Source organism: Chryseobacterium sp. T16E-39 (assembly GCF_002216065.1).
GTDB lineage: Bacteria > Bacteroidota > Bacteroidia > Flavobacteriales > Weeksellaceae > Chryseobacterium.
Map to the genome: position 1 here is coordinate 4,693,486 of NZ_CP022282.1, position 13,978 is coordinate 4,707,463.

The following is a 13,978-nucleotide window of genomic DNA, read 5'->3' on the forward strand; positions in this document are numbered from 1 at the left end:
TATTAATCATATTTGTAAAAAGACTAACTATTTGTTAGTCTTTTTTTGTTTTTCACTTATATTAAAAGAAATATTTTAGTATAAATATGTTTATATTATTAATAATACAATTTGAATTGATTTGAATTTCAATCAAAAAAAATAGTATTTTTGTTGAAAACAATATAAAATGTTAAATAGGAGGACGAGAAGTTTATTTCTGGCTTTATTTTTAGTTCTTGTAGGTAATTTTATTTTCTCTCAAAATAGGGGGCAAAATACTACATTGAAAAAACCTTCAGCTGAAAGTATGAAAGCCGGAGCTTTTATTGATGTAAATGCAGCCGGATACCCAGAATCAAACTACAATATTACTCAGTTGGTAAAAGATGTTCTTATTACAGGAGGATCTACTTGTACAACAGCTAATGTAAGTAATGTTACGGTATCTCCTAATTTAGCAGCAAGTGATGCAGACAGAAGTTGGGGTTATTTTAATAAAGCAACCACCAATTTTCCCTTTGCTAAAGGTATTGTTCTTGTAACCGGATTTGCTAGAAAAGCGGGAAATGATTTTCAGAACACCTTAAGTGATCCTCTTCCTTCGGGCGGTGATATTGATTTGGCAACTGCTTTAAATGTTAATAATGGATCCTTAAGAGATGCAACATCAATAGAATTTGATTTTGTTCCAAGTTCTACTGAGGTTTCATTCCGGTATTTATTTGCTTCAAAAGAGTATTCTACGGGAAATATTTTTACCTGTAGTATCGCAGACGGATTTGCTTTATTATTGAAAAAAGTAGGAGATCCCAACTATACCAATTTAGCTGTGTTGCCTAATGGCGCCGGCCCTGTAAGTGTAACCAATATTATACCTTCAAGTTTACCTTGTGGACCTAAAAATGCACAATATTTTGATGCGATCAATAATCCTCAGGTGGTAACTAATTTTGATGGACGTACGGTTCCATTAACGGCTAAAGCAACAGTAATTCCTGGTCAAACCTATCATTTCAAAATAGTTTTGGCGGATTATCAGGATAAGAACTTTGATTCAGCTGTCTTCTTGGAAGCCGGATCTTTCGACATAGGAGTTCAGATTTTAGGTCCAGCAGGTGTTGCATTACCTCCATCCATCAATGTTTGTGATAATGCTCCACAAGTGCTTACTGCTTCAGTTCAGAATTCAACAGCTACTTATCAATGGTTTTTAAATAATGTTGCTATTCCAGGGGCTACTAGCTCTACTTATACCGCAACACAGCCTGGTGTTTATACTCTTCAGGTCCTGCTTGCAGGAAATACCTGTCCGGGAACGGCTACTGTTACTATCGTTGGAGGAACATCACCGACGGTGCAAAATTCAACACTAACTGCCTGCTATGCTCCAGGGAATGCAATTTTTAATTTACCATCTGCACAAGCATCAATTAGTGGAACGCCAGGGGCAACATTTAGTTATTATGCAAATTTAGCAGATGCTAATGCAGGAAATGCAAACACTATTGCTACGCCAACGGCTTATTCAAGCCCTGGTGGACAAACTGTTTATGTGCTTGTAAAAAATGGATTTTGTTCAAAGGTTGCTCAGCTGCAGCTTATAAAAGCACCACAAATGACAGCTACAATAGCTCCTCCGACGGCTTTAACCTGTGCAAATTCACAAATAACTCTTAACGCTTCAACATCCGCATATCCTCCAGGATCTACATTCAACTGGACAACAACCGGAGGTAATATTGTGTCAGGAGGTAATACTTTAACTCCTATCGTAAATACGGCAGGAACATACACTCTGACCATTTCTAATACCTATCAACCTGGAAGTGTAGTCTGTACTGCTACTGCAACTGTTACCGTAATAGGAGATAGTGCACCTCCAACTACAACTCTTACTGCAACTAAAGTGTTGATCTGTGCCGGAGATACAGTAACCTTAACCGCTTCAGGTGGGACGACTTACAACTGGACGGGGTTACCGGGTACTGGAAATACACAAACTGTAACACCAGCTACTACAACTACTTATACTGTTACTGCTGTCGGAGCTAATGGGTGCGTTTCTCAGAATCCTGCAACCATAACAATTGTAGTTTCACAGCCCATTACAGTACAGAATGCAACATTGCTTAAATGCTACCAGCCAGGTAATCTAACATACGATCTTACTTCTGCTCAACCGCAAATAACCACTGTTGGAACTGCTACATTTGCATATTATGTAAATCTTGCAGATGCTAATGCGGGAAATGCAAATACGATTGCCACACCCACAGCTTATTCAACTCCGGGTAACGTAACCATTTATGTGTTAGTTAAAAATGGAGGATGTTCTTATGTTGTGAATTTACAATTATTAAAAACGGCAGAAACAACACTTACTATCGCCACTCCTCAAAGTATTACATGTACAACAACACAGCTGACCTTAAATGCTTCAGCTTCGATAGTTCCTGCAGGTTCTACCATAGTATGGACAACAGTCGGAGGTAATATTGTTTCAGGAGCGAATACATTAACGCCTGTAGTTAATGCAGGTGGAACCTATACTTTAACAGTACAGAATACTACACAGCCTGGAAACTTAAGTTGTACTTATACGGCGACAGTTACGGTAATAGAAAATAAAACGCCTCCGGTAGCCACTGTAATATCATCTCATCCACAGATTTGTGTGGGAGAATCTGTTACCTTAACGGCTAGTGGTGGAGTAACCTATAACTGGACAGGATTACCAGGTAATGGGAGTACACAAACTGTATCTCCGACAGTAACCACTACGTATACGGTATATGCAGTTGGGGCCAATGGATGTATTTCGGTGAATCCTGCAACAATTACCGTTATCGTTGGACCTCCTGTAGCTACTGTTAGTGCTTCAAAATCTAAAATCTGTGCAGGGGAATCTGTTACTTTGTTAGCTTCCGGCGGGATTACCTACAATTGGGTTGGATTGCCGGGTAATGGCAATACACAGGTCGTTTCTCCAACCGCTACCACTACGTATTCCGTATATGCATTGGGAGGAAATGGATGTAGCTCAATTAACCCTGCAACGATTACCATTGAAGTGGTACCAGCCATTACTTCTACCCTGGAAGATGTATATGTTTGTAAGGGAGATACTGGGACTTTAGATGCGGGAAGTGGACCTAACTATACGTATATTTGGAGTAATGGGGCAACAACTCAAACCATTTCAACAAATGTTACAGGGACCTATACCGTAACGATCAGTAACGGGACGTGTTCCAAAGCTTTTACAGCTCAATTATTGAATCCTAATTTACCACAATTTACCAATATTGTTTTTGAAAATCACGTTCTTACGTTAACGGCAACCAATCCTACTGGTGGTGTTTTAGAATATTCTATAGATGGAGGACTTACGTGGCAGAATTCAAATATATTTTATAATGTTCTAAACAATACAAATTATAATTTAATGGTAAGGGTGAAGGAAGCTAAATGTAGTACATCAATGAGTTACTTCACATTTGTAATTAGTAACGCTATTACACCTAATTCTGATGGACTCAATGATACAATTGATTTCTCGGGAATAAGTGATTATAATAATTTTGCAGCGTCAATCTTCAACAGATACGGTCAGGAACTCTTTAAAGCGACAAAACTGGAACCGATATGGAGAGGAAATGTAAAAGGACTTAATCTGCCTACAGCTACTTATTGGTATAGAGTGCAATGGGAAAATCCGGCAAGTAAAAAGCTGGAATTACGAACTGGCTGGATATTATTGAAAAATAGGAATTAATATTCAAAAATATACATTCATAATAAAGTCTTCCATAAAAGGGAGACTTTGTTTTTTAACATAATATTATTAAATATGTGTGTGGGATGTTTAAAAAAAAATTAAATTTGTTGAAACAAAAATATTATGAAGAGATATCTACTATTGTTTTCTTTTTTTTTAGTCTCGTTGAATTTTTATCATTCACAAAATATTTATCCTAGAAAAGTCCCGAAACCAAAACCTAATTTAGCTGCCAAAGCAGGAGCTTTTATTGATGTAAATGCTCCGGGATATAATGAATCGGCTTTTAATATTACGCAGCTTGTAAAGGATGTATTAATTTCTTCGGGAACAAATTCCTGTGTAACTCCCAATGTATCCAATGTTGTTGTAAATCCTAATTTGCCAGCCAGTGATGCCAACAGAGCTTGGGGATATTTTCATAAAGGGACCACGAACTTTCCATTTAAAGACGGAATTGTGTTAGTGACCGGAAAGGCAAATAGAACCGGAAATACCTACGTAGATGTTGATAGCCCTCTAAGTGATCTTGTTGGAACAGGAAGTGATCCTGACCTGGTTGCGGCTACTAATCCCTCAGTAAATTTAAATGATGCAGTAGTACTGGAATTTGATTTCGTTCCTACTTCTTCACAGGTGAAATTTAATTATTTATTTGCCTCTGAAGAATATACAACTTCGTTTCCTTGTAGCTATTCAGATGCATTTGCCTTATTGCTTAAACCTGTTGCGGGTGCAGCTCCTTATGTAAATATGGCTGTATTGCCAAGTGGGGCAGGACCCGTAAGTGTAACAAACATCCACCCGGATACCCAGTTTAGTGGAAGTCCGCTAAGTTGTGGTGCTGTTAACCCGACTTTTTTTGGAGGATATAATACCACGAATATTGAAACTAACTTTAACGGAAGAACCGTTCCTTTAACTGCTACAGCTACCGTTATTCCCGGACAGGCGTACCACTTTAAAATGGTTCTGGCAGATGCAATTGATACGAGTTATGACTCCGCAGTGTTTTTAGAAGGTGGATCTTTCAATATAGGTGTGGAACTATTAGATCCGGATGGAGGTACACTACCATCCGATATCAATGTGTGTGATAATGTTCCTCAGGTACTGACGGCATCAGTAAGTGATCCGAATATGGCTTATCAATGGTATTATAATGGAGCTATTGTACAGGGAGCTACAACTAACTCTATCGTTGCAACACAACCGGGAACTTATACTATTGAAGTAAGTTTCCCTGGAAACCCATGTCCGGGGAAAGCGTCTATTCAGATTCACGGGGGTACTACACCTACTGCGAATGATGCGACCTTGTTACTTTGTACAACACCGGATGTTACAACATTCGATCTTATTGCAGCAATTCCTTCAATTACTACGACCCCGAATGTTGTTGTTCATTTCTATGAAAATCAAGCTGACGCTTTAGCTCAAAACAACAATTATATTACAACTCCACTTAATTATAATGGTAATGATGGCCAGATCTTATATACAGTAGTATCTAATGGAGGATTCTGTAGTAGATTGGTTAAATTAACTTTGGCAAAAGAAGTGACCCCTACGGCTCATGTTGTTTCTACAAAACTTAAGATATGCCCAGGAGATTCGGTAAGCCTTACAGCAACAGGAGGGGTGACTTATTTATGGAGTAACTTTACAGGTACTGGTAACTCTCAGACGGTAACTTTATTCAATACAACAACATTTACAGTATATGCAATTGGGGCAAAAGGATGTAAATCACTTCAACCTGCTACGGTTACTGTAGAAGTGGTACCAGAAATTACCTCTCCATTGAAAGATGTTGAAATGTGTGTTGGGGATAGAATTACTTTAGATGCTGGTGCCGGTCCTAATTATAAGTACTTATGGAGTACAGGGGAAACGACTCAGACGATTTTTGTGGATCAATTGGGAATATATTCTGTTACCATTGATAACGGGTACTGTACAAGAGTTTTCACCTCCAAAGTAATGGCAGCAACATTGCCTTTTATTAACGGTTTAGATTATAACAACAGCAATACATTAACAATTACTGCCGTAAACCCGTCGATTAATAATAACCCGGGAGTACTGGAATATTCGATTGATAATGGAGTTTCCTGGCAAACTTCTAATGTATTTCCTGGACTACTGGATAACACTACCTACCATCTGCAGGTAAGAATAGTGGGAACTCATTGTGTAGGAACACTTGACTTCTTTACCTTAAAAATTGCTAATATTATCACTCCAAATCAGGATGGGGTTAATGATGTTCTTGATCTTACCTCGTTAGGGGACTTCAATAACTTTACCGGTTCTATTTATGATAGATATGGTGTTGAAATGTTCAGATTTTCTAAACAGACTCCGATCTGGGATGGAACAGTAGGAGGCAAGCGATTGTCAACGGCAACCTATTGGTATAAGTTTAATTTTGAGTATCCGAAATCAAAAGCTCAGATGAACTGGTCTGGCTGGATTATGCTTAAAAACAGAGAATAAAAATTCGACGAATATATTTAAATAAAAAGCCTTTCAGTATCTGAAAGGCTTTTTTGTGTTTGTTTATGATTGTATTTTTAAAGATTCTCCTTCCATTGTTTTGTAAAGGATATGAAATCTGATACACTAAGTTCTTCAGCTCTTTTATCCAGAAATTCGTGAGTTTTTAGAACCTCCGGAATATTCAATACTTTAAGGGAATTAGAAAGCTTCTTTCTTCTTTGGTTAAATCCTGCTTTTACGATCTGCTTAAATAGAACTTCATTGCCTGCTAGTCCTTCCTTAGGATTTCTGGACAATTTAATAACTCCTGATTTTACTTTTGGAGGAGGGTTGAAGACATTTTCATGAACCGTGAACATGTAAGAAACATCGTAATAGGCCTGGATCAGGACAGATAAAATTCCGTAGTCTTTTGTTCTTGGAACAGCTGCTGTTCTTTCGGCAACTTCCTTTTGAAACATTCCTACCATTTCAGGAATGAGTTCATAATGATCTATAATTTTAAATAGGATCTGCGAAGAAATATTATAAGGGAAATTACCAATAATAGCAAGTTGCTCATTGTTTATAAATGCAAAGTCCTGCTTAAGGAAATCTCCCACAAAATTTTTCTCTGTGATCTTAGAATAGTGCTTTTTTAAATATTCTATAGATTCGTTATCTATTTCCGCAAGGTAGATGTACTGCTCTTTTTCCAAAAGATATTTTGTAAGAACACCCATACCAGGTCCAACTTCCATAATGTTATTGTAGTTTTCAAAGCTTAAGCCCTCTACAATTTTTCTCGCTATATTCTCATCTGTCAGGAAGTGTTGACCGAGATGTTTTTTTGCTTTTACACTCAAAGTTTTTTATGATTTCGTTAACAATGATTTTCTCTTTTTCGTCCCAAATTTCGGAAGATTTTTTCTATTTTAGCCAAAAATTTTAATATTAATGGCGAAATCTGTAGATGAATTTAATAAGAAAAGACTTAGGTCCAGCAATATTACAGTGGTAATTAGTATTGCCTTAGTGCTATTTTTGTTAGGATTAATGGGATTGATTTTAATTAATGCCCAGAAATATTCTGACTATATCAAAGAGCAATTAGTTGTAAATGCGTATTTCGATGAAAACTATGATGCTAAGGACTCTGTGAAAATTGCGAAACTCGAAGAAGAAACTTTTAAAAAAGTACAGACTTTAGCTCCTGTGAAAAGAGCAACCTATATTTCAAGGGAAATGGCTGCTAAAGAAGCCAAAGCAAGTATGGGGATTGACAGTGATGCACTTTTTGAAGATAACATCTTTCCTTCATCTATAGAAGTGGCTTTAAAACCTGAATATGTAGATCCTGCTAAAATTGATGCAGCTATAAAAACATTAAAATCTGTTCCGGGTATAATAGATGTGAAGAACAACAGTACCCTGATGGTAGATGTTTATAATAACCTGAATAGGATATTAAAATGGATCTTAGGATTTTCTATACTCTTCCTTGTTTTAGCGGTAGTTTTAATCAACAATTCAATACGTTTGAAGATATTCTCTAAGAGATTTATTATTAAAACCATGCAGCTGGTAGGTGCAAAGAGAAGGTTTATTTTGAAACCATTTATTGTGGAAGCCCTAATTTTAGGATGTATAGGTTCTGTTATTGGACTTCTTGCATTATTTGGGGTATGGTACTATTTCACGAGTCAGATTGGATCTACATTCGTTCAAGATAATCAACAGTATTTCTGGCTGGTTGTATTAGTATTTGGAGTTGGAATTTTTATTACGGTACTAAGTACGATTGTTGCAACATGGAGATTCTTAAGAACAAACGTTGACGACTTATATTATTCTTAAAAAAATGAGCAAAAAAACAAATAAATTTTCTGCAGCAGAGTTTGGTACTGATACTAAAGCTCCACAGGAAAACGCATTTTATTTCGGACAGCAAAATTTTAAATGGATGCTGATCGGATTAGCATTTATAGTGGTTGGTTTTCTACTTATGATGGGGGCGGATGCAAATACTGTAGATGGTAAATACGATCCGAATTCCTGGAACGATGGTATTTTCTCTATTCGTAGAATCAGAATAGCTCCGTTGTTTGTGGTGATCGGTTTCGCGATCGAAGTATATGCGATTTTAAAAAGAAAATAATTTTTTATTTAAGATTAAGAAATCTGGAATTTGGAACAGTCTGAATTTCAGGTTTCTTAATTTTTTAATTTTATAGATATGGATTTATTCAAAGCAATAATTATTGCCATCATAGAAGGTCTTACTGAGTATCTTCCAATTTCTTCTACTGCTCATATGGGTTTTACAGCCAGCTTAATGGGATTACCGGAGGATGAGTTTTTAAAGATGTTTCAGGTTTCTATTCAGTTTGGTGCTATTTTATCGGTAGTAGTTGCTTACTGGAAGAAATTCTTTGACTTTAATAATATTAAATTTTATTATAAACTGGCCTTTGCAGTAGTACCTGCTTTAGCTTTAGGGTATCTTTTTGATGATAAGATTGAAGCAATTCTTGGTAATCAGATTGCGATCTCATCTGTTTTGGTTTTAGGTGGGATTGTTCTTTTGTTTGCAGATAAGTGGTTTAAAAACCCGGTAATTGATGATGAAAAAGGGATTACCATTAAAAAAGCAGTTACAATAGGATTTTGGCAATGTCTTGCCATGATGCCGGGAACCAGTAGAAGTGCTGCCTCTATCATTGGAGGGATGACTCAGGGGCTGACCAGAAAGGCGGCTGCAGAATTCTCATTCTTTTTAGCTGTTCCTACTATGCTCGCTGTTACCGTATATTCCGTTTTTGTGAAAACATGGGGGAAAGAAACGGCTACCCCTCAAAAAGGATACGAGATGATTCTGTCATCACATGATCATCTTACTATTTTTATAGTGGGAAATGTAGTGGCATTTATTGTTGCATTAATTGCTATTAAAGCTTTTATTGGAGTACTTAATAAATATGGTTTCAAACCTTGGGGCTGGTACCGTATTTTCGTTGGAATAGCCTTGCTTATTTATTTTTATTTTTTCAAGTAAGTGTTTGGTAAGGAACTTAATGAAAGGATTGCTGAGAAAATACTTACTGATACAAGATATTTTGTAATAGTTGTGGTGATCGGTGCTGTTATGGTAGGTTTTGTTATCCAAAAATGTAACCGTGATTCTGATTATAGCCGTAATATGCTGTTGGATTTACAAAAAAATTTAGAATATAGTAAGGAAGGGCGGATAGTTGAGAAAAGGCTGGATACTGAAAATAGATATATGCCCTATTATATCATCTTTTATGACCAAGAAAAATTGGATATTGATTCTAATTTTTATGAAAGAATCAAAGAAGGTGATTCTATTTCAAAAAAAAGAAGTTCTACCCTTTATTATATATACAGAAATGATAGTATTCTTATCTATGATTATCTGCAAACATCTAAAAATCAGCTTTAAATAATTTAATAGAGACTAAGTGACTAGCGAAGAATTACAATCAGGATATATTTTTTTATTAGATAAACCATTGGATTGGACTTCATTTCAAGCGGTAAATAAAATGAAATATAAACTCAAAAGTGAGTTTAACCTTCCTAAAAAATTTAAAATAGGACATGCAGGGACTTTAGATCCTAGAGCAACGGGATTGCTTATCGTATGTACCGGGAAATTTACAAAGAAGATCCCTGAAATACAGGATGCTCCCAAAGAATACTGGACGGAAATTAAAATAGGGGTACAAACTGAATCTTACGATACTGAAAAACCTGAGATTCTTCATCAAGATATTTCAAATATTTCTGAAGAGCAGATCAAAGAGGCGTTACACAAATTCATAGGTGAGATAGATCAGAAACCACCCGTATTTTCGGCAATAAAAATCGATGGTAAAAGAGCTTACAATCTTGCAAGGGCAGGAGAGGAAGTAGAGATGAAATCCCGGAAGACCACTATTCTTTATCTTAACAATATTAAGATCGACCTTCCATTAGTAAGTTTCACTGTAGGATGTTCCAAAGGAACCTATATCAGAAGTCTTGCTCATGATATTGGACAGGAATTAGGTGTAGGAGCCTATCTGACTCAATTAAGAAGAACAAAAATTGGGGAATATATGATAGAGAATGGGACGGATCAATTTTTAGAAAACGATTTTAAGTTTGAAAGTATATATACCGATATCTAGAAGAATAAAGTCAGAAATGAAGACTTATTTTAAAAATCATAATTTTACAGAATCTTAATAATAAAAACGACATAGGTTACGGAGGCGATTAATGGAAAAAACACGAATTAATAAATACTTATCAGAAGTTGGTTTCTGCTCACGAAGAGCAGCTGATAAACTATTGGAGGAAGGAAGAATAAAGATCAACGGGAAAATTCCTGAATTGGGAACAAAAATTTCCGATGAAGATATTGTAGAAGTAGATGGTAAGCCAATTCGTGAGTCAGAAGAGAAACCAGTTTATATTGCTTTCAATAAACCTGTCGGGATCGTTTGTACAACAGATACTAAAAGGGAAAAAAATAATATTGTCGATTATATCAACCATTCTAAAAGGATCTTTCCTATTGGAAGATTAGATAAACCCAGTGAAGGACTTATTCTTCTTACCAATGACGGAGATATCGTAAATAAGATCTTAAGAGCCAGAAATAATCATGAAAAAGAATATCTGGTAAGAGTTGATAAACCCATTAATCCAAGATTTTTGGATAAAATGAGAAATGGGGTTCCGATTTTGGACACTGTGACAAAAAAATGTGAAGTTGAGAAAGTAGATGATATGACCTTCAGGATCATTCTTACACAAGGGCTTAACAGGCAGATCCGTCGCATGTGTGAATATCTTGGTTATGAGGTGAAAAAGCTTAAAAGAATCCGTATTATGAACATCAAATTAGATTTACCTCCGGGAAAATGGAGGGATCTAACGGATGAAGAATTGGGTGCTTTAAATGAACTTCTTGAGGATTCCAGTAAAACGGTAGAGTAAGCTCATAAGGCAATAAAACACGAATAACGGTTAAATGCAAAGAGATTTTTTTAGAAAAAAAATTATCGAATATCAACTTATTTAACAAGTATCAGCTTCTTTGCTCTTATTGCAGAATTGATCATTAATACATGAATACTTTTTACATATTACAAATAATCATTTCAAATACAATTTCATCCTTTCCTCGTATTCAGGTTTAAGTTTAAGTAATTTCCATATCTTCTTATCATCAGCATTGCTCACGCGATAGAAGATGATCTTATCTGCGGAATATTTGAAATACGGATGATTCTTTAACCATTCTTCAGGGGCATCAGCTAATGTGTATCTTATGATATCAGATGAATCTAATTTGCAGATGGAAATTAATTTTTGAACCAGATCAATATCGATATTGTAAGTGTCTAAAATTTGTTTCTTATTGATAAATCCACCCAGTTTTTTTCTGAAACCAATGATAGAGCCTGCACTTTTTTCGTCTAATCCGAATTCTAAAAGTTGCTTAAAAGTAATCCGGTTCAGATCAATATTAGCAAAATCTGTTGTCTGGAGGGGAATTTCTTTCTTCTTCTCATCGGATTGTAATGATGCAATTTTAATATAAGGCTTTAAAGCTTCAAACTTTTCCTGAGAAATTACAAAACACTTTTTAATCTCATCAAGGCTCTTAAACTGACCTCTTAAATTCCTGTCACGGTAATTGATGATCGTCCTTGCCTGGTTTTCCGAAAAACCTAGAGCTTGCCAGCCCCGCGAATCTAAAACATTAGGATCAAAAGGACTAAGTTTTAGTGTCGATTTTAGATTGTTGCTTTTGCTTGCAAAGCTTTTGTCATGTGCAGGAGTTTTTTCCGGCAGAATTAGATAAGGTGCTATTCGATGATAGTTTTCATTACTAATGATGAAGCAATCTTTAAATTTTTCTTTACTTATAAAACTGCCCCCTAAATAGCTTTTGTACTTTAAAATTGCCTCGGCCTGCCTTTCACTGAATCCCAGATCTATCCATTCTTTTACTGAAAGAAGATCCGGGTCGAATTTTCTCACTACTGAAATTGTTTTTTTATCTGTATTTTTTACAGTATAAATTCCAGCTTCAGTATTATTTTCAGGAAGTAAAATATGGGCACTGATTTCAGAAAATTTCTCTTCAGAAATAGCATAGCATTTTTTTAATTGCTCCTTGGAAGTGAATTTCCCGCCCACTATTTTTTTATAATGAAGGATGGTAGATACCTGTTTTTCAGAGAACCCCAGATCTTCCCATTGTTTTTCATCGAAATTATTAGGATTAAAATCAACAATCAGAGCTGCTTCCGCTCCTTCCGAAACAAAATGTATGTCTGGAAAATTTTCTTTTTCTTTACTGGTGTATTCCTGAAAGATAAACAATATGAGTAACAGGAAACCTAAAAGTCCAATCCTTTGGTAATAGTTTCTTTTCATCATAAAGTAAACTTATCAATAAAATTACCTTTTTAAAAGAATGAGATGGGAAATTTGATTTAGTGATTGTAATAGAAGATTTTTGCCGGGTATTGATTATAAAAATAAGTCCAAATTTAATTTTGACTACATTATTTCAACGAGAGTACTGGATTTTGAAGACAGATTCTTATTGTTTACAACAAAAAAATCCCCAAAAAATATTTTGAGGATTGTATTTAACTAATATGAGGATTATTATTGACGAACTAAATTGTACTCAGATCCTTTTGTTTCTTTTGTCCATGCACTACCTGCATGCATTTGAATTGTTTTATCATTAACAATTGTAAATGTGGTTACCCTGTCAGCAATATTTGAATAGATTAAAATGACTTTATTCGAGTTTTTGTCATATTTCCATGTTCCAGTACTTGACATAGGGTCTGTGCTTCCCGGAAGAGTTTCCGCCAATGTGAAAGTATTATCACTTTTAAAAGTGATTTCAGTACTCATTTTTGCATTCCCGGAAGGGATCATTCCGCTATATGTTCCAACCATAAAAGTGGAAACTTTAGTCGTTGAGGTTTCGGAAGTTTGTTTATTCATTGTACTGCAAGAAGTAAATCCGATGAACGATGCGCAAAGAGCTGCTACAAATAAATTTTTCATAAAAAGGTTTTTAATATGCCTTCTTACTAACTAAAATAGTGCCAAAGAAAAATAATTATAAAGAGGAAAATAATTGAAATTCTTTTAATAATAAGCCTTTTTGAGCATATTATAAATCAAAAAAGGGTGATCATTAGATATTTCGGATTGATCAAACACTATTGTTCAATTTGAAATAAAAGAGATAGAAAGTACTGCGTGTTTCCCTTATGTTATTCGGAATCGGTCTCTACTAAAGAATCTTTTAACTTTAGCAATTCTGCTTTTACAAATTCTAACCGGTCAATAAGAGTAATCGTTTCAGAAATTTTACTATTGGTTGTTAAAGCAATTTTTGCTCCGTCCAGTGTATAGCCTTTTTCTTTAACTAAATGATAGATGATCTGAAGGTTCTTGATATCTTCAGGAGTGAAGTATCTGTTTCCCTTTTTGTTCTTTTTAGGTTTGATAATAGGGAATTCCTGTTCCCAATAACGTATTAATGAGGCGTTTACATCGAATGCTTTTGCAACTTCTCCAATTGAATAATACAGCTTATCAGGTAAATTTATTTTCATTTTACAAATCCTAAACCTCAAAGATAATTTTTTTAAAAATTTATTACAAGTAAAGTGATAAAATATGTCTTTT

Annotated in this window: 12 protein-coding genes; 8 read left to right on the top strand and 4 right to left on the bottom strand. The window is 35.2% G+C overall.

What is annotated here, in order from left to right; genetic code table 11:
• Positions 1-169: 169 nt before the first annotated feature.
• Both CEY12_RS21370 and CEY12_RS21375 read left to right on the top strand, forming a co-directional pair.
• Positions 170-3,757, top strand: a complete 3,588-nt coding sequence (locus tag CEY12_RS21370) for a choice-of-anchor L domain-containing protein (protein ID WP_089029582.1) — start codon at positions 170-172, stop codon at positions 3,755-3,757.
• 126 nt (positions 3,758-3,883) lie between these two features.
• A complete protein-coding gene (locus tag CEY12_RS21375; protein ID WP_089029583.1) occupies positions 3,884-6,259 on the top strand; it encodes a choice-of-anchor L domain-containing protein in 2,376 nt (791 codons plus the stop codon).
• Between the two features lie 77 nt (positions 6,260-6,336).
• Here the strand turns inward: CEY12_RS21375 and rsmA are convergent, their stop codons facing one another.
• Positions 6,337-7,107 (bottom strand): 16S rRNA (adenine(1518)-N(6)/adenine(1519)-N(6))-dimethyltransferase RsmA, encoded by a 771-nt coding sequence (gene rsmA, locus CEY12_RS21380; RefSeq protein ID WP_089029584.1) that lies wholly within the window; start codon positions 7,105-7,107, stop codon positions 6,337-6,339.
• Between the two features lie 91 nt (positions 7,108-7,198).
• Here rsmA and CEY12_RS21385 point away from each other — a divergent pair, with 91 nt between their 5' ends.
• The 6 genes from CEY12_RS21385 (at position 7,199) to rluF (ending at position 11,248) form a co-directional block, all read left to right on the top strand.
• The gene (locus CEY12_RS21385; RefSeq protein WP_089029585.1) at positions 7,199-8,098 is read left to right on the top strand and encodes a cell division protein FtsX; all 900 of its coding nucleotides are present in this window, start codon (positions 7,199-7,201) and stop codon (positions 8,096-8,098) included.
• Between the two features lie 4 nt (positions 8,099-8,102).
• Positions 8,103-8,399, top strand: a complete 297-nt coding sequence (locus CEY12_RS21390) for a DUF3098 domain-containing protein (protein WP_089029966.1) — start codon at positions 8,103-8,105, stop codon at positions 8,397-8,399.
• 78 nt (positions 8,400-8,477) lie between these two features.
• The gene (locus CEY12_RS21395) at positions 8,478-9,296 is read left to right on the top strand and encodes an undecaprenyl-diphosphate phosphatase (protein WP_089029586.1); all 819 of its coding nucleotides are present in this window, start codon (positions 8,478-8,480) and stop codon (positions 9,294-9,296) included.
• A complete protein-coding gene (locus CEY12_RS21400; protein ID WP_089029587.1) occupies positions 9,297-9,704 on the top strand; it encodes a hypothetical protein in 408 nt (135 codons plus the stop codon). It begins immediately after the preceding gene.
• Positions 9,705-9,723: 19 nt separating this feature from the next.
• Entirely contained in the window at positions 9,724-10,434 is a 711-nt protein-coding gene (gene truB / locus CEY12_RS21405) for a tRNA pseudouridine(55) synthase TruB (protein ID WP_089029588.1), read from the top strand.
• A gap of 91 nt (positions 10,435-10,525) precedes the next feature.
• Entirely contained in the window at positions 10,526-11,248 is a 723-nt protein-coding gene (gene rluF / locus CEY12_RS21410; protein ID WP_089029589.1) for a 23S rRNA pseudouridine(2604) synthase RluF, read from the top strand.
• Between the two features lie 159 nt (positions 11,249-11,407).
• On the opposite strand, the gene CEY12_RS21415 is transcribed toward rluF, so the two are convergent.
• From CEY12_RS21415 to CEY12_RS21425, 3 genes are all read right to left on the bottom strand, one after another.
• Complete coding sequence (locus CEY12_RS21415; RefSeq protein ID WP_228409751.1) at positions 11,408-12,700, bottom strand: helix-hairpin-helix domain-containing protein; 1,293 nt, start codon at positions 12,698-12,700, stop codon at positions 11,408-11,410.
• A gap of 234 nt (positions 12,701-12,934) precedes the next feature.
• Positions 12,935-13,348, bottom strand: a complete 414-nt coding sequence (locus CEY12_RS21420; protein ID WP_089029590.1) for a copper resistance protein NlpE N-terminal domain-containing protein — start codon at positions 13,346-13,348, stop codon at positions 12,935-12,937.
• Positions 13,349-13,560: 212 nt separating this feature from the next.
• The gene (locus tag CEY12_RS21425; protein WP_089029591.1) at positions 13,561-13,905 is read right to left on the bottom strand and encodes a MerR family transcriptional regulator; all 345 of its coding nucleotides are present in this window, start codon (positions 13,903-13,905) and stop codon (positions 13,561-13,563) included.
• Between the last annotated feature and the right edge of the window lie 73 nt (positions 13,906-13,978).

Excerpts from the sequence above, each read along its gene's own strand:
- CEY12_RS21385 (WP_089029585.1), top strand. The coding sequence starts at position 7,199 with ATGGCGAAATCTGTAGATGAATTTAATAAGAAAAGACTTAGGTCCAGC.
- CEY12_RS21375 (WP_089029583.1), top strand. The coding sequence starts at position 3,884 with ATGAAGAGATATCTACTATTGTTTTCTTTTTTTTTAGTCTCGTTGAAT.
- rluF (WP_089029589.1), top strand. The coding sequence starts at position 10,526 with ATGGAAAAAACACGAATTAATAAATACTTATCAGAAGTTGGTTTCTGC.
- CEY12_RS21415 (WP_228409751.1), bottom strand. The coding sequence starts at position 12,700 with ATGATGAAAAGAAACTATTACCAAAGGATTGGACTTTTAGGTTTCCTG.
- CEY12_RS21390 (WP_089029966.1), top strand. The coding sequence starts at position 8,103 with ATGAGCAAAAAAACAAATAAATTTTCTGCAGCAGAGTTTGGTACTGAT.
- CEY12_RS21370 (WP_089029582.1), top strand. The coding sequence starts at position 170 with ATGTTAAATAGGAGGACGAGAAGTTTATTTCTGGCTTTATTTTTAGTT.
- CEY12_RS21395 (WP_089029586.1), top strand. The coding sequence starts at position 8,478 with ATGGATTTATTCAAAGCAATAATTATTGCCATCATAGAAGGTCTTACT.
- CEY12_RS21425 (WP_089029591.1), bottom strand. The coding sequence starts at position 13,905 with ATGAAAATAAATTTACCTGATAAGCTGTATTATTCAATTGGAGAAGTT.
- CEY12_RS21420 (WP_089029590.1), bottom strand. The coding sequence starts at position 13,348 with ATGAAAAATTTATTTGTAGCAGCTCTTTGCGCATCGTTCATCGGATTT.